Here is a 15886-nt window from a genome sequence, read left to right on the forward strand (position 1 = left end):
ACTGCAGTCAGGCCCTGACAACCAGGACATGACGGCAGCCGTCAGGTTGAGAGGATTCGTGAGGAACCCGGCGGGCGTTACCCTTTGCGCCGGCGCCAGTAGCCGGCGAAACCGAGTGCCAAGCCGCCGAAGATCAAGGCGTAGGTGCTGGGTTCAGGAACGGCGACGAGAAAGTTGTCGATGGCCGCGACCCCGCGGTCCGGGTTGGTTGGGCCGCCGTTGATGCCTCCCGCGAAACCGGCGAAGAGAGCGGCATCGTTATCGAAACTACGGCCCGCTAAAGTGGGGGTGATTGATGCGAGGGAGCTGCTGGGATTTTCCCGTTCGAACACGCTGCCTGCTACCCAGAGATCAGTCCCGATAAGCTCGATTGAGAAGGTGAGGGTATGCCAGGCGTTCCCGCTGAGGGTAAACTCATCGGAAACTGCTTGACCTACGGTTCCGCTGCCGTCGTTGCGGAAGCGCAAAATGGTATTGCCATTATCGAGTGTCCGGGCGGTCATCTCAAAACCGGTGTAGGAACCGGCGTAGACGCTGGAGTTGCTGTTGGTAACGCCTAACCCGGCCGCGTTGAAATTAATGTTTTGCGTTAACGACGAGGTGAGAAAGTCGACTGACAACTCAATGCGTCCGAGTGAATTGAAGGTGCCGATCGAGTTGGTGTAACCCCAGGCGGATACCTGGCCGTTGGTGGTAGGAACGAGCCAGCCATCGGTAGAGTTGTGATTAAACGATTCGCGTCCGGCTGTTTGGGTGTAGTTGTCCAGCGATGCTGCGGTGCTGAAGTTATCGCTGATCAGGACGGCGGAGGTGGGCGAAGCGGCTAGGCCGGCGATGCAGAGCACGGCCAACGACCGGCGAAGGGTGGTAACTGTGAGGTGGGGAGAGGCGAATATCGAATTCATAATTTAAACGTTAGGAATCCCGGAGCAAACAAACAATGAGAAGATTGAGTTAACTTTAACTCAAGGAGGCGGGGCGGCAAAGCCAACCCCGCTACATCGAAGTCGGCATCCTGCCGCCCGGCGGTGGCGTCAGTGTTTCATTGCCGCCATTTCTTCCGGGAGAATCATGCCGTAGGAGACGTCGTCGATCAAGAGGCTGCCGGTGGCGGGATGGAGGCCGAAATAGAGGAACATCCGTTTCGCCCCCGCCGGAACCGGGACTTCCTTCGCGACTTTGGTCCAGTCATAGGTGCCGGAGCGGAGGTCGTCGTTGGCCAGGTCGACGCGGGCGACGGTGTGTCCCGTCCAGTTTGTGAATACAACAACCGCTTCGATTCCTTTCTCCGGATCGACCGGATCGATCTCGGTTGCCTTGAGATGGGCGCTGACGTTCATCACAATGCCCTCGGTGACCGGAATCGACGGGGTGCGCCAGCCGAGGCCGCCTCCGGGAATGCGGGAGGCGTTATCGGGATTGACGACGCCGAGCGCCCGCAGGCCGGTGCGTACCGCCGGCGCACGGGTCCATTGCCGCGGGTCGGTGCGCCAATCTTGTTCATAGGCGAGGCGTCCGCGATGACCCGGGCCCGGGGCGGCGGAGGTGTTGGCGGCACGATACCAGGAGTAGACCTCCGGCTGGTCATCGAGCCAGATGCCTCGTCCCCAGACGGCCGGGGAAACCGGGACGGCCCGTTCCGCGCCGCCGTCGAAGTCGAAGCCGAGGGGGAGGTCGGGTTTGCGGCTCCCGTCCTGCACCGTCCAACCGACGTTCAGACCGATGTCGGCCGGGGTGAAATCCCCGTGGGCTCCGTTCGGGTCGAGGCCGGTCGCGTCCCGGTAATCTTCAAATGAATCGATCTGCCCGTCGAGATACCAGGCGAAGCCGGCCAGGGCGCGTTCCTCGGTCCAATTGTAGAGGTTGCGGTCGACGAAGTTGTTCAGGGGGGAATTGAACGATTGGGCGAAGGCTTTGTAGTCGAAGTCCTCCAGGACGAGATTGTCGACCACGTCGTCCGGATCCATCACCGAGTAGCGCGCGACATCCTCGCGGGTGGCCCGGTCCATGCGGCTCGGCACGGGAATGTTGACGGGCCGGCCGATGGTCTGGATGAGGTTGTCGGTTATTGTGTTGTTATATGACGGAGGATGCGGGGGATGCATCGCGGTCTGGAGAAGGGCGATGCCGTCGAGACGTTCGCGAGCCCATTCCGGGTGGTCGACCGGCCGCCCGGGGAAGGTCGGCATGTTGTCGAAATCGACCGATTCGCGACCCCAAAGGGCGGCGGTGTCGAAGACCCAGTTTTGCCGGACGATGTTGTTGGAGGTGAGACGGGTGGAAATTCCGGTCGGGTTGTCCTGCAGGACGTTCCACATGACGTTGGCGTGGTTGGTCATGTATTCGAGGTAGATCCCGGTGTGGCCGATGCGGGCGACGGAGTTGCCGTAGATGCGGTTGTAATAGCAGTGGACATCCCCCCAGATCCCGCCGAAGACGAATGCGGTGCGGCGGACATGGTTGCCGAGTGGAACCTCCGAGGCGGGGCGGTCGGCGATGAAATTGTGACGCACCGTGTGATAGGAGCCGCCGTTGAATTTGAGGACGCCGACCCACGGTTCGGCGGCCGGTTCATTGCGGGTGCCGGTGGTCTGGAACATGTTCTCCTCGATCATGTGTCCCTGCCCCTTGAAATTGGAGCCCCAGGCGTTCGGCTCGAAGACTCGGTTGCGGCGGAAGGTGAGCGATCGCGCGCGGTTCATATAGACTCCGTGCATGTTAGGACGGATGATATGACAATCCTCGATGATCACTCCGTCCGTATTGAAAAGTTCGATCGCATTGGCTGCGTGCTCGTGAAACTCAAAGCCGCGGATGGTGACGTTCGCGATGTTGCGGAGCACCACGCCGTAGCCTACGGCAGAGACGCGGACATCGGCATCGTCCGGCCAGTCGGCGGACCCCAGGTTGATCAGGACGTGATCGCTGCCGCGGGTGAAATGGTGATCTTCTTCCGGAGCGACCTGATTGCCCTGTTTCAGGATGAGACGCTCGGTCCCGAGGAAAACCCAGGCCATCGGCCGGGCGGGTCGGTTGACCCCGAGCGGAGTGAACGGCTCCGGCGGTTCCCAGCGGAAAACGTTGAGGGTGTCCGTGGGTGAAACGGCGTCACTATTCAGTTGATACGATCCTTCCAGGACGACCGGTCCGTCACCGGCGGCGAGGAATTGAATCCGGCCTGACCGGCGGTCCGGTTCGTCTTGCCGGCCATCCAACGTGAGGGTTTCTCGATAGATCCCGGGATGGACATGGACTGTATCGCCCGGGCGAACCTGGGTGGCGGCGTGAGTCAGGGTTTTCCACGGTTCCGCGTCGGTTCCGGGGTTTTGATCGCTGGCCGCCGGATGATCGACGGCCACGTGCAGCGTCCGCGAATCGGCGGTCGTGGTGAAGAGTAGCAGGCATGAGAGCAGTGCTCCAGCGAGAAAGCTGGAATTCAAATGCGAGAATCCGGGGGCGAACTTTGGATGAGGTCGGCTGGAAGCCAACCCTCCGATTTGGCGGTGGTGCCGTGAGGTCACTGGGAGGGGTGGCATCCTGCCGCCCGCCGTCGTCGTCAGTTGCGGCGTGACCGCCGTGTTTGGTCGGCTGGAAGCCAACCCTCCGATTTGGCGGTGGTGCCGTGAGGTCACTGGGAGGGGTGGCATTCTGCCGCCCGGTGTCGTCGTCAGCTGCGGCGTGGTCGCCGTGTTTGGTCGGCTGGAAGCCAACGCTCCGATTTGGTGGTGATGTCGGGAGGTCACTGGGAGGGGTGGCATCCTGCCGCCCGGCGTCGGCGTCAGTAGCGGCGTGACCGCCGTGTTTGGTCGGCTGGAAGCCAACCCTCCGATTTGGCGGTGGTGTCGGGAGGTCACTGGGAGGGGTGGCATCCTGCCGCCCGGTGTCGTCGTCGGTTGCGGTGTGGTCGCCGTGTTTGGTCGGCTGGAAGGCAACCCTCCGATTTGGTCCGGAAATTCACGTGGACCGTTGGGTTTCGTGTGAGTGGTCATGTTTTTGTTTATCTTGCTGGAGGGATCTGAGCGTCATCGGCGAAAACGGTCAGGTCGGTGATGCCGATGCGGGGACCGGTTTTTGACCGGATCAGTTCGAGGCGTATTTGCCGGACGGTGACAGGATCGAAGTGACGGATGTCGATCAGGAAATCCGTGTCGTTGTCGGTCGCGTCATGCAGGATTCGCCAATCCGCCCCCGGTTCGTTTCGTCCGAGGAGCCGCCATTTGACCGGGACCGGGCGCCGTTGGGGATCGTCGTAATCGAGGCCGCTTTCGTGCCAGCAGAGCCGGACGGCGGATGCGGAGAAGGAGGCGACCAGATCGATTTCGATCCATGGAGCGGAATCGTCGGGCGCCGGTTCCCACCAGGTCCGCTGGACGTGGTCGTTGGCGAAAACGGGCTCGCGGCCGGGGGTGTGGCTGGAGGCGCGGGTGTGCCGGTTGACGCTGACGGGGATCAAACCGGGCCGGCCGTCGAGGAATTGCGGAGACTCGGTGACTTTGACCGGAGCGATATGGTTTTCGGCATTGAAATGAAGGCGGTCGACGCCGACGCGTCGCTCGAAGTTGTGTTCGCTGCGCACCAGGCAGGTGTAGAAGCACCACCACTCATCGTTCGGTCCGGAGGAGACGCAGCCGTGGCCGGTGCCATGCACGAAGCCATCGGTTTTGAGAATGAACGGATTGCCCTCGTGGTAGTGGAACGGTCCGGTCGGGGAATCGGAGTAGTAGTAACCCATCGCGTAGGTTTTCCATTCGGTGCCGGGGGCCGCGTAAACCACAAAATATCGTCCTTGCCGTTTGAATACCCACGGTCCCTCCACGTAGCTGGTGGAGGCGTCTTCGTTGAGGTCGCCGAACCGCTCCCAACGATGGGCCGGATCGTAGGCGAAGATGATCTCGGGCTCGGTGAGTAAGCGGGCGGGATTCACGGGATCGGCCTCCGCGACAAAAATGCCCGGCTCGCCGATCCCCCAGTAGGCGTAAAGCCGTCCGTCGTCGTCGTGCAACCAGGCCGGCGCCCCCCAATCGGCGGAAGACTTTCCGGTGTAAACCGGGGATCCGTCGGGAAGAAGAACCGGGCCGAGCGGCTTCCACGGACCGAGCGGCGAATCGCCCTCCCAGACCGGAGCCCGGCTGGCGGTCAGGTAGAATTTGCTCCTCCAGGTGAAGACCCGTGGGTCGTAATCATCCGGCAATTCCGGGAGCGTATGGTGTTCCCAGTGCTCGAAATCGCGGCTGGTGTAAACGGCTCCCGCCGAGACATAGAGATACCAGGTGCCATCATGGTAGAGCGCGGTGGGATCGGCGGCTTCGCGAAAATGGGAACGGGTGGCGTGCATCCAACCGTAGGAGTTTCCCTGGCGTGAGGGACGGCACCAGACCCCCCGCGGGTAATCGGGCAATGGGAGCGGGTTGCAATAAAATGTATTCATAGTTTGGGTCACTGGATTCTCTTCAGGCGCATCCGGCCGATCGCGCCGAAAGCGTCGCTGTTGAAACAATCTTCGGCCGCCGCGTCTCCGGCGCTGTCGTAACCGGTGAAATAGAGCATGAAATCGCCGGTGGGTTCGGGCAACAAACAGAGCGGAGTCCGCATCACCGCCAGCCACGGGATGGCTTCGGGCGGAAACTCCACGATCGCACCTGGATTCCAGTGAACGCCATCGCGCGAGGTGGCGATCCCGAACGAACCGGAAATCGTCGAATCGTAAATCGCGACGAACCATCCATCGTCGAGCCGGGTGACGATCGGATTCTCGGCGAAGCGGGGATCGAGCGCGACCGGATTCAAGTCCGGACAACGGGTCCATGGGCCTTGCAGAGCGGGGGCTTCGGCCAGGCCGACACCCCACCATTCGATCGGGCGTTTCTGGGTGTGGCAGCTTCCGTAGAAGGCGTGCCATTGGTTGTTGCCGGTGGGGAAGGCGTAGAACGAGTCGACCCCTTGAAGCCCCTCCCACGGCTCGGATTCCGGGCCGGGCTCCAGCACGATACCGACGTCCTGGTAAGGTCCTCCGAGACCTCCCTTGCCCTCGACGGTCGAGCGGGCTCGCATGATCCTTCCGTGGTGGTGGAGCCAGTGGACGTCCGCGGTGTTCGGCTTGGAGCGATAGCAGACGTAGAAGAGATTCCATCGGTTCTCCGCTTCGTTGAAAAACGGCATCGGACTCCAGAGGGAGGCCCGGGGATCCGTGCCATCGAAAACCGCCGTGGAAGTGAAGAGGGTGGAGCGCCGGGTGAAGCTGCGGCCATCCGGGCTGTGCCAGTGGCCGAATCGGGTCGGGATCCACTTTGGCTTCCCATACATCTCCGTAGTGAAAAGGTGGAGACCGTCATCCTGGCGGAGGATGGTTCCCCCTTCGAAGCCGAACGCATTATCTTCGGCGCCAGGACTCCGGCGGTGGAGAATCGGATCCGGATCACCGGAGTGGAAGGCGAAGCGTGGTGGGTTCATATGTGCAAGGAAGTTTAATCTGTTCGGTTCAAGCGCATCCGGCCAACGGTGCCGAATCCATCATGGTAGTGCGGTTCCTCCGCGGCGACTCCGTCGGTGCGGTCGTAGCTGGTGAAATAGAGAAGATAGCTGCCATCGGGTTCCGGCAGGAGGCAAAGCGGGGTTCGCATCGTGGCGAGCCAGGGGAAGGTTCCCCGGGGGAAATCGAGCAAGGCTCCGGGATTCCAATGGACTCCGTCGCGGGAGGTTGCGATTCCGAACGTGCCGTGAATGGTGGCGTCGTATAGGGTCACATACCAGCCGTCCTCAAGCCGGGTCACGATCGGGTTCTCGGCGAATTTGGCATCGAGGAGGACTGGATTGCGCTCCGAACAGCGGGTCCAGGGGCCGCTCATTGCAGGGGCGGTGGCGAGTCCGACGCCCCACCAGTCGCAGGGTACATTCTGGGTGTGGCAACTGCCGTAGAACGCATGCCAGGTTTCGCCCGTGGGGAAGAGGAAAAAGGAATCGACGCCTTGCAACCCCTCCCATGGGTCGGACTCCGGGCCCGGCTTCAGGATGATGTCGACTTCCTCGTAGGGACCGCCGAGACCCTCCGGGCCGGGGGTGAGCGATCGGGCGCGGATGATCCGCCCGGCGTGATTGAGGAGATGCGCCGTCGTGGTGTTGGGGGCGGCGTGATAGGCGACGTAGAAGAGATTCCAGCGGTTCTCATCTGCATTGAAGAACGGCATCGGGCTCCACAGGGACGCGCGGGGGTCGGTCCCGGTGAAGTCTCCGGTTGAGGCAAATAATGTTGATATGCGGCGGAATTCCTTGCCATTGGCGCTATGCCAATGGGCGAGACGGGTCGGGACGACTTTGGGAGCTGCGATGATTTCGGCGGTAAACAAGTGGTATCCGTCCTTCTGATGCAAAACCGTGCCGCCCTCGAAGCCGTAGCGATTGTCCTCAGCCCCGGGACTATCGCGGTGGAGGATCGGATCCGGATCGCCGGAATGAAATGTGAAGCGTGGGGGAGTCATGGATGCTGGTTCAGTGGGTTCCATTCAAGTCGCATGCGGCCGACGGGCGTTGGATTTGGTCGGCTGGAAGCCAACCCTCCGATTTGGTCTTCGGTTCGCGCAACTGGGAGGGATGGCATCCTGCCGTCCGCTTGAGAATGGCGAAGGTGATATCGTGGTGGTCCATGGTTAGGAACAGGTCACACCGGGTTGCGTTGGCGGAGATATTCGTCGCGTTGTGCATCGATGCGGCGGCGTTCATCGGCCGCCTGGTCGTCGGGAAGGAGGTCGAAGGCGACCACGGTGTCGATCGGATCGGGGAGGGGAAAAGTCCCGGCTACCGGCTGGGCGAAGTTAAAGAAGATGTCGTCCGGTCCATCGAAGGTTTGGGTGCCGAGGTTCCAGAAGTCAGTCAGGAGGACCGCGGCGTTGTTCGCGAGCAACCGGCCATTGGCGACGCGCCCCCGCAATCCGGGCAGGGCGATGTGGCCGATTTGCGGTTCAAGCAAATGGGCGAAAAGAGTGTCCCCTTTTTGGGTGTATCGCCCCCATTCCGGTTTCGGCAGCGAAGCGGAGCCGGTTCCGCGGATCGAGTCCTCGTTGAGCCGCAACCAGGCGCCGATCTCATGGAGGATCTCGCGGGCTTTCTCCGGAACCCGCCCCCGTCCGTCGGGGGAAACGTTGAGAAGGAGATTGCCATCTTTGGATACGCAATTGACCAGGGCCCGGATAATGGTCGCGGGCGTTTTCCAGAGATTGTCGGTCGCGCTGAAGCACCAGGAATTGGTGAGCGTAAACCAGCCTTCCCACGGCATCGGTTCTCCCGCGTCGTCGCGCAGGCAATTCTGGGGGATGTTCTGTTCAGTTTGGTCGTATTCGCCCGCGTAGGACGGACGCGGGATGCGTTTACGGGCCTCGTTGCTCCAGCGGTCGTTGAGGAGAAGGTGGGGTTGCAATTCCCGGAGTTTCCGCTGGATTTCGGTGGCTCCCCATTTCTCGCCCTGGAAATCCCAATAGGAAAAGTCGACGACCAAGGAATCGATGCGTCCATAATTGGAGCAGAGTTCGATCAGTTGCCCGTGCAGGTAGGCGACGTAGCGGGACCAGTCGCCTTTGGCATCGCGGGCCGGGGCGTCGGGATGGCGGCGCAACGGATGTTGCCGGTCGCCGGTGGCGGGGTAATCCGGATGATGCCAGTCGACGAGAGAATAATAGAGACCGACCGCGAGGCCCTCGGCCCGGACCGCGTCGACCCATTCGCGGACCAGGTCGCGTTTGGCGGGGGTGTTGGTCGCCTTGTACTCGGTCAATTTGGAATCGAAGAGGCAGAATCCGTCGTGGTGCTTGGTGGTGAGAACGGCGTAGCGGGCGCCAGCTTGTTTGGCCATGCGGGCCCACGCCGCCGCCCAGCCCGGCTCCGGGTTGAAGGTGTTGAAATAACGGCGGTAGTCGTCGTCGGACATTTCCTCCAGGGACTGGACCCATTCGCCGCGGGCCGCCACCGAGTATAATCCAAAATGGAGCGACATTCCGAAGCGGTCGTGTTGCCAGCGGGCAAGGGATTCGGCGACGGTGGAAGGGGTTTCCGGTCGAGAGTGTTCGGGTTTCGAATACGAATTCATAATGTTAATCGCAGCGAATGATGGCTGCGTCCTTGGCGGGAATGGTGACTTTCTCGGTGCAGTGATTGCCGGTCAGGAGGTCGGTGCCGGAGACGTCGGTCAGGGTGGCCGTGACGGGCTCATCGTTGTGGTTAAGAATACAGAGGAATTGTTCCGAGTTTCGGCGGCGAACAGTCACCTCGACCCGGGCGGGCGCTTCGACGGGGGGACGCCTGATTCCAAACCGCTCTGTCAATTCCGCGAGGGTTTCCTGGTAGAACGAAGGTGTCGGCCGGGTGGCGAGGTAGGAGGCGATGCCCCGTCCGAATCCGTGGGAAGTGACGGCGGGGAGCCCGGGGAAGGGACCGTCCTTGAACGTGCCGATGGCGTGGGCGCCTTCGAGGTGAACCCGTTCCGAGAAGTAGCCGGCCGGGATCTCGCGTCCGTCATCCAGTGTTACTGAAATACCGTCGAGGGTTTCCAACGGCTCCCAGTTTTCGACCCATAAGCCGAGGAGCTTCTGCAGGTGGCCCGGGAAGCCTCCCTGAAAGACCCGGTTGTTCCGGTCGCTGACTCCGGTGAAGAAGCCGGCGAGGAAGTAACCGCCGTATTCGACGTAGTTGAAAATGGAAATCGCCTCTTCTTCGGCGAGAAGGAACAGAGACGGGGCGACCACAATTTTGTAGCGGGAAAGGTCGGCTCCAGGAGGGATGAGGTCGACCGGGATGTTGAGCGCGTGGAAGGCGTCATGGAAGTCTTTGACGATCGAGAAATAGTCGAAGTCGCGCGGTAGGGCTTGTTGGCTGAGCGCCCACCAGGTTTCCCAGTCAAAGAGGATCGCGCACTCGGCCTCGATCAGGCTGCCCGCGAGCGGGGCGAGGCGGTTGAGATCGGCGCCGAGGCCGCGCACCGCGTCGAAGGTGGCATTGGGCCGGGGGTGGACCGGCGGGATCATCGAGCTGTGGAAACGCTCTGCGCCGGCGAGGGATTGCCGCCATTGGAAAAACTGGATCGCGTCCGCTCCTCGGGCGACGGCCTGCAGGCTCCAAAGGCGCATCACCCCCGGGCCTTTGCGGTGGTTGATCTGCCGCCAGTTCACGTAGTCGGTCGCCTGTTCCATCAGCATGAACGGCTTGCCCCGTTTCAGGGAACGCATCATGTCGAGATCGAATGGAGCATTCTGGTTCGGTACCGCAGGATTGGGATCCGGATACGAGTCGAGGGCGGCGATCTCGATCGACGGTTCCCAGTGAAAGAGGTCGGCCGACTGGAAGCTGTTCATGAAATTGGTCACCACCGGGATCTCCGGGGTGTGTTTTTTCAGGATTGCTTTCTCCGCCTCAAAGCAAGCCTGATTGGCCGCGCTCATGAAACGTTTGAAGTCCAGCTCGTGGCTCGGGTTGATGAAGGCTGGGGTCGCTTTCGGGGTGTGGATCTCTTCCCAGTCGTAGTAGATCTGGCTCCAGAAACGGGTGTTCCATGCTTGGTTGAGGGTGTCGAGGGATCCATACTTGTCCCGCAGCCAGATCCGGAACGCGCGGTCGTCCTCCGGGCCGTGGGAAGAGTGGACGTGGCACATGTATTCGTTGTTTGGATGCCACATCACCAACGCCGGGTGGGCTTTGAAATGGCCCGCAATCGCTTCCGTGAGTGCTTCGCTGTGTTCCCGGTAGGCCCGGCTGTTGGGCGTGTAGTTCTGACGCGATCCGTGGTGCAGTACGACGCCTTCGCGGGTGACCGGCAGGATCTCCGGATAGCGCAGGGTCAGCCAGGCGGGAGGGGAGGCGGTGCCGGTGGCGAGGTTGACGGAGATGCCCCCTTGATGCAACTGGTCGAGAATCCGCTCCAGCCAATTGAAGCGAAATTCGCCCGGGGCGGGATTGGTGAGCGCCCAGGAAAAGATGCCGACATTGACGAGATTGACTCCGGCTTCGTTCATGAGGTGGACATCCTCCTCGACGATCGATTCGGGCCATTGCTCGGGATTGTAATCGCAGCCGTAAATCAGGCCGGGAATTTGTTCAATCAAAGTCGACATGCATTTCTTTGTTTGGATCAAACCATTGCCCCCAGGTCGGAGCGAGTAACGCAGGCACTCCGTGGAGGTCGAGATCGAAAGGAACCACCAGAGGGCGGGGAACATCCGGTCCGGGGAAGAAACGGGTCGAACTTCCGGCCTGGACGGAAAAATGCCAAATGCGCCCGTCGAGTCCGGGCGGGACGTCGATCACCTGTTCGCCCCGTCGCGAGTAGAGGCGGGCGATGGTCCGGTCGGGGGCGTTGACCGCGAAATCGACGACATCGTGGGGATAGAGGGCATGGATGCGGACGGTGAATTGGCGGGTTCCGCGCGGCACCTGGAAAAACCAGTGGCGATGGGTGCTGGTTTCGAGATGAAGACGTTGCCAGCCATCGCTGAGTTCCTGGCCAACGAGGACCGCTGGAGTCGCTGGATACGTGTAGGCCCAAAACCGGTCGATCAGGTCGACATCTACGAAGCGGACTCCGGTGAACGCGAAGGAGTGGACGAACGGACGGCCGTGGGTGATCGCCTCCCGGGCATCGTGTTCGGGCCGGCTGTTGCCCGGAGCGAGAATCCGGACCCGGGCGAAGTTGGCGTTCTCCGGGGCGAGGGGGATGTAGTCGCGGAGGACCAGTCGCAGCTCGCGTCCCTCGGGATTCCAGAAGGCGAGCCGGGAAGGCGTCCGGAGTTGGTTGGAGGCATTGTCGCCGAGGGAGGGAGAGGCCATCCAGTAATCCATGTACGGACGCTCCCGCTTGGCGGCTGGCGGAAGGTCTTTGCGGACGAAAGGCTCGTCATCGTAAACCAGTGGTCTGGCGATCTCGCCGGTTTCGGGGTGAAACCACATCTCCGGCGCCTGGGAGAGATATGGGGGCACCCCTTCGAGGGCGAACTCGAAGGACGACCAGATGTGGGAATCGCCCATCCCGACCTCGATGCTCCAGAAGCGTCCGTCGCTGCCGGGCTCCACGACCACGTGGGCTTCCTCCTCTAAAAAGTGGTCCCGTCCGGCGACGATCTCGCCGTCGCGCACGGTGGGATTCGGTTGATCCCAAAGCCCGGCGATCCGTTGTCCGCGCGGACTTCGGATGATCAAGGCATGGTCTTCCCGTTGGGAACGGCTGGTGTTGCTGATCGACCGCAAGGTGAAAAACGGGGTTCCTTCGGGAACGAAAAAATACCAGGTGCGCGGCACCTTGGGGGAGACCCGGAACCAGGTCCGTCCATCCTGGCGGCCGAGGGAGGGAACTCCCTGCACTGAGACCGCTCGCGGGAGTGACGTGGTGATGTGCCAGTAGTTCAGGCTCGGGATCCGGACCTGGACCCGGTAAACACCGGGTCCGCCTCCGGGGATGGAAACGGAGACTCCTTCCTCATCCGTTTCCACGATCTCCGAAAAGAGCTCCTTCCCGTCCGGACCGGTTACGGTGAGCAACGGGGTCCGGTGGTTCCAGCGTCCCGGGAAGACCCAGTTGTAGCGGTGGAGGGTGACGGTGAAGTCTTCGCCTGTCGGGTTGAGCAAGGCGATGGGGGAGAGGTTGGAATGACCGAAGTCGCCGATCCAGGCCCCGGTTTCGGGGAGCGGGGGAGGGCTGTTCCCTTGCGTCGCCACCCCGGTCAACAGGGTGGCGAGCGCGAAGAGGAGGGCTTTTCCAGGGAGTCGTTGAAACAAACGGGCTTGGATCGGCATTCCGGGAGGGATCGGTTTAGCGTCGGTCGCGGGCGGCGAGCGCTTCGGCGACGGCCTTTTTGAAATAAGGCACGTCGTCGGGAATTCGGGAAGTGACGATATTCTCGTCGACCACGACCGGCTGGTCGAGGTAGGTGGCCCCGGCCGCGATCAATTCATCGCGGACGTCGAAGTAATCGCGGGCCGCGACCGTGACGCAAGTCGCCTTGCGCCCTTCCAGGACCCCGGCGCTGATCAGCACCTGCGGGCCGTGGCAGATCGCGGCGAGCAGTTTCCCGGCTTCGCTCGCGAGGCGGACGAGGTCGAGCACGGCTTCGTTTTCCCGCAATTTTGCCGGAGAGATTCCCCCCGGGACGAAGATCGCGTCGATCTCGTCGAGGGAAATCTCTTCGACTGTCTTCGTCATCTCCAGACGCAACGGACCGAAGGCGGCCCGGGCGATCCCGGTGCGGGTACCCGCGATGATCACTTCCGCTCCAAGGGACTCCCAGTGTTCGATCGGCTGCGGGGTTTCCTCGGGATGGAAACCGTCATCGATCAACGCCACCACCCGGTATCCGAGCAGTGGCGACTCCGCGGCCGCTGACGAATCAGCGGCCCGGATCGCCTGCGCAAAGAGCAGCGCCGCGAGGGCGAGGAGAGGAAGGATCTGTTTTTTCATCGTTGAGCCCTTTCAGCGAGTTCCTCGGGAAGAACCATCCCCATTTCGAAGTCGTCGAAAACGAGGGTGCCGGTCGCCGGGTGCATCCCGATGTAGACCATCATCCGTTTCGCGCCTTCGGGGACACGGACCGTTTCGCGGACTTCGGTCCAGTCGAAGGTGCCGGAAGTCAGGTCGGATCCGGCGTCACCGCCGACCAGGTAAACGTGTTGCTTGTCGTGGCCGGTCCAGTTTGTGAATACGACGACCACCTCGGCTCCCTTCTCGGGATCGGCCGGACGGATGTCGATGCCCTGGAGGTGGAGGGCGATCTCCATTTTGAGGCCTTCGATGACCGGGATGTTCACGCTGCGCCAGCCGAGTCCGCCTTCCGGGATCCGGTTGGGATTGCCGGCATTGGTGACGGCGAGGGCGCGCATGCCGGAGCGGGCGAGCGGGTGGCGGGTCCATTGACGCGGATCGCGGCGCCAGTCGGGATCGCTGAAGCGCTGGAGGTTCGGGCCGGGGCCGACGTCGGTCGAAGTGCCGGCCGCGCGGAACCAGGAATACGGCTCGGGTGGTCCATCGACCCAGATGCCGCGGGCCCAAATGGCGCGTCCGACCGGGATCGCCCGTTCCGCTCCGCCATCGTAGTCGAAGGCGAGGGGGAGGTCCGGCTTGCGGCTGTCAGCCTGGAGGGTCCAGCCGACTTGCAGTCCGATGTCGGAAGGGCCGAAGTCGCCCAGCTTGCTGTTGACGTCGAGGCCGGTCGCTTCCTGGTATTCTTCGAAGGTGTCGACCTGGCCGTCGAGGAACCAGGAGAAGCCGGCAAAGGCCTGTTCCTCGTTCCAGACGTAGAGATTGCGGTCGACCACGTTGTTCAGCGGGGATTGGAACGAATCGGCCACGGTCCGGTAATCGATGTCGAGGATCTGATTGGTCGGGACCTCCGATGGATCGATCACCATGTAGCGGGCGACATCCTCCCGGGTGGCCCGGTCCATGTCGCGGGGAACCGGTATCGAGATCGGGCGGCCGGTGAGTTGGAGCAGATTGTCGAGGACGATGTTGTTCTTGGAAGCCCGGGCGTTGGCGGTCTGGTAGAGATTGATGCCGTCGAGACGTTCGCGGGCCCACTCCGGATGGTCAACGGGGCGGTTGGCGAAAGTCGGCATGTTGTCGAAATCGACGGAGTCGCGGCCCCATTGGGCGACGGTGTCGAAGATCCAGTTTTGCCGGATGATGTTGCCGGCCGATTGGCGGGTGGAGATCCCGACCGGGTTGTCCTGCATGATGTTCCACATGACGGTGGCGCGGTTGGTCAGGAACTCGAGGTAGATCCCGGTGTGACCCTGACGGGCGACGGAGTTGCCATAGATCCGGTTGTCGTAGCAATGGATGTCGCCCCAGATGCCGCCAAAGACATGGTGGTTCTTCTGGACCTGATCGCCGACGTGGACTTCGGAAGGCATGCGGTCGGCGAGGAAGTTGTGCCGGGCGGTGATGTAGGAGCCGCCATTGAATTTCAGGACTCCGACCCAGATTTCGCCGGCGGTTTCGTTGCGGGTGCCGCTGTTCTGGAACATGTTTTCCTCGACCAGGTGGCCCTGTCCTTTGAGGTTGGTGCCCCAGGCATGCGGTTCGAAGATCCGGTTTCTGCGCACGGTGACGTTGCGGGCGTTGTTGAGATAGATCCCGTGCAGGTTCGGTTGGATGATGTGGCAATCCTCGATCACGCCGCCGGTGGTGCCGTTGAATTCGATGCTGTTGGCCGCGTGGTGACGGAACTCGAAGCCGGAGATCTCGACGTTCGGGAAGTTTTCCACGAGGAAACCGTGACGGCGGAATTTGACGATTACGGACTCGTCGCGCGGCCATTCGTCACGACCGAGGTTGATCAGGACGTGATCCGGATGACGCGAAAAATGGTAGGTCTCTTCGGCCCCGACTTCGCCCGGTTCGTGGAGCAGGAGGCGCTTCCCTTCCCAGATGACCCAGGCAACGGGACGGGCGGCACGGTTGACCCCGATCCGGATCAGCGGCTCAGGAGCGTCCCAACGAAAAACGCCGGGAACATCGGTCGGGGTCACATCGTCCGCCGTGATCGCGATCCCCCCATCGAGGATGGCGGGTCCGTCGCCGGATGCGACGAACCGGATCGGCGGCACCCGCTGGGCATGTCCGTCACTGCCACGGAGCGTGACGCTTTCGGCATAAACGCCGGGGAGGACATGGACGGTGTCGCCGGACTCAACCTGGGTCGCGGCGTGGGAGAGGGTTTTCCACGGTTCCTCGGTGGTGCCGGGATTGGCATCGGAGGCATTTGGATGATCGCCCGCCACGGTGAATTGGCGATCGCCGTAGGCAAGGCTCATTCCGCAAAGTAGCGAAAAAGCGGTCAGGCCAATCAGGAGGAGAGGATGGGCTCGGTGGTGGTTCGTTGTATTCATAAATTATGACTGCTATTGCCTCGAGTTA

General features: G+C 62.0%; 11 protein-coding genes. All 11 read right to left on the minus strand.

Going from position 1 to position 15886, the window contains the following annotated elements:
- Positions 1-77: 77 nt before the first annotated feature.
- The 11 genes from ACWUI2_RS11225 to ACWUI2_RS11275 all read right to left on the minus strand — a co-directional run bounded on the left by ACWUI2_RS11225 (position 78) and on the right by ACWUI2_RS11275 (position 15858).
- Positions 78-905: a PEP-CTERM sorting domain-containing protein gene (locus ACWUI2_RS11225; protein ID WP_486982939.1), complete on the minus strand. Its 828-nt coding sequence runs from the start codon at positions 903-905 to the stop codon at positions 78-80.
- 129 nt (positions 906-1034) lie between these two features.
- On the minus strand, positions 1035-3440 hold the full coding sequence (locus tag ACWUI2_RS11230; RefSeq protein WP_486982940.1) for a right-handed parallel beta-helix repeat-containing protein: 2406 nt from the start codon (positions 3438-3440) through the stop codon (positions 1035-1037).
- Positions 3441-3997: 557 nt separating this feature from the next.
- A complete protein-coding gene (locus ACWUI2_RS11235; protein ID WP_486982941.1) occupies positions 3998-5428 on the minus strand; it encodes a family 43 glycosylhydrolase in 1431 nt (476 codons plus the stop codon).
- A gap of 8 nt (positions 5429-5436) precedes the next feature.
- Positions 5437-6450 carry a glycoside hydrolase family protein gene (locus tag ACWUI2_RS11240; RefSeq protein WP_486982942.1) on the minus strand — a complete coding sequence of 338 codons (1014 nt, stop codon included), beginning with the start codon at positions 6448-6450 and terminating at the stop codon, positions 5437-5439.
- 14 nt (positions 6451-6464) lie between these two features.
- Entirely contained in the window at positions 6465-7475 is a 1011-nt protein-coding gene (locus ACWUI2_RS11245) for a glycoside hydrolase family protein (protein WP_486982943.1), read from the minus strand.
- A gap of 10 nt (positions 7476-7485) precedes the next feature.
- Positions 7486-7641 carry a hypothetical protein gene (locus ACWUI2_RS11250; RefSeq protein ID WP_486982944.1) on the minus strand — a complete coding sequence of 52 codons (156 nt, stop codon included), beginning with the start codon at positions 7639-7641 and terminating at the stop codon, positions 7486-7488.
- Positions 7642-7654: 13 nt separating this feature from the next.
- Positions 7655-9076 carry an alpha-L-fucosidase gene (locus ACWUI2_RS11255; protein WP_486982945.1) on the minus strand — a complete coding sequence of 474 codons (1422 nt, stop codon included), beginning with the start codon at positions 9074-9076 and terminating at the stop codon, positions 7655-7657.
- A gap of 4 nt (positions 9077-9080) precedes the next feature.
- Positions 9081-11093 carry a beta-galactosidase gene (locus tag ACWUI2_RS11260; RefSeq protein WP_486982946.1) on the minus strand — a complete coding sequence of 671 codons (2013 nt, stop codon included), beginning with the start codon at positions 11091-11093 and terminating at the stop codon, positions 9081-9083.
- A complete protein-coding gene (locus tag ACWUI2_RS11265) occupies positions 11077-12768 on the minus strand; it encodes a hypothetical protein (RefSeq protein WP_486982947.1) in 1692 nt (563 codons plus the stop codon). Before ACWUI2_RS11265 ends, ACWUI2_RS11260 begins: the two co-directional genes overlap by 17 nt.
- Positions 12769-12784: 16 nt before the next feature.
- Complete coding sequence (locus ACWUI2_RS11270) at positions 12785-13429, minus strand: DJ-1/PfpI/YhbO family deglycase/protease (RefSeq protein ID WP_486982948.1); 645 nt, start codon at positions 13427-13429, stop codon at positions 12785-12787.
- The gene (locus ACWUI2_RS11275; protein ID WP_486982949.1) at positions 13426-15858 is read right to left on the minus strand and encodes a right-handed parallel beta-helix repeat-containing protein; all 2433 of its coding nucleotides are present in this window, start codon (positions 15856-15858) and stop codon (positions 13426-13428) included. The genes ACWUI2_RS11270 and ACWUI2_RS11275 overlap by 4 nt, the downstream gene beginning before the upstream one ends.
- Positions 15859-15886: the final 28 nt, after the last annotated feature.

This window comes from Verruconatronum alginivorum (assembly GCF_056590205.1).

Excerpts from the sequence above, each read along its gene's own strand:
- ACWUI2_RS11225 (WP_486982939.1), bottom strand. The coding sequence starts at position 905 with ATGAATTCGATATTCGCCTCTCCCCACCTCACAGTTACCACCCTTCGC.
- ACWUI2_RS11235 (WP_486982941.1), bottom strand. The coding sequence starts at position 5,428 with ATGAATACATTTTATTGCAACCCGCTCCCATTGCCCGATTACCCGCGG.
- ACWUI2_RS11240 (WP_486982942.1), bottom strand. The coding sequence starts at position 6,450 with ATGAACCCACCACGCTTCGCCTTCCACTCCGGTGATCCGGATCCGATT.
- ACWUI2_RS11245 (WP_486982943.1), bottom strand. The coding sequence starts at position 7,475 with ATGACTCCCCCACGCTTCACATTTCATTCCGGCGATCCGGATCCGATC.
- ACWUI2_RS11250 (WP_486982944.1), bottom strand. The coding sequence starts at position 7,641 with ATGGACCACCACGATATCACCTTCGCCATTCTCAAGCGGACGGCAGGA.
- ACWUI2_RS11255 (WP_486982945.1), bottom strand. The coding sequence starts at position 9,076 with ATGAATTCGTATTCGAAACCCGAACACTCTCGACCGGAAACCCCTTCC.
- ACWUI2_RS11260 (WP_486982946.1), bottom strand. The coding sequence starts at position 11,093 with ATGTCGACTTTGATTGAACAAATTCCCGGCCTGATTTACGGCTGCGAT.
- ACWUI2_RS11265 (WP_486982947.1), bottom strand. The coding sequence starts at position 12,768 with ATGCCGATCCAAGCCCGTTTGTTTCAACGACTCCCTGGAAAAGCCCTC.
- ACWUI2_RS11270 (WP_486982948.1), bottom strand. The coding sequence starts at position 13,429 with ATGAAAAAACAGATCCTTCCTCTCCTCGCCCTCGCGGCGCTGCTCTTT.
- ACWUI2_RS11275 (WP_486982949.1), bottom strand. The coding sequence starts at position 15,858 with ATGAATACAACGAACCACCACCGAGCCCATCCTCTCCTCCTGATTGGC.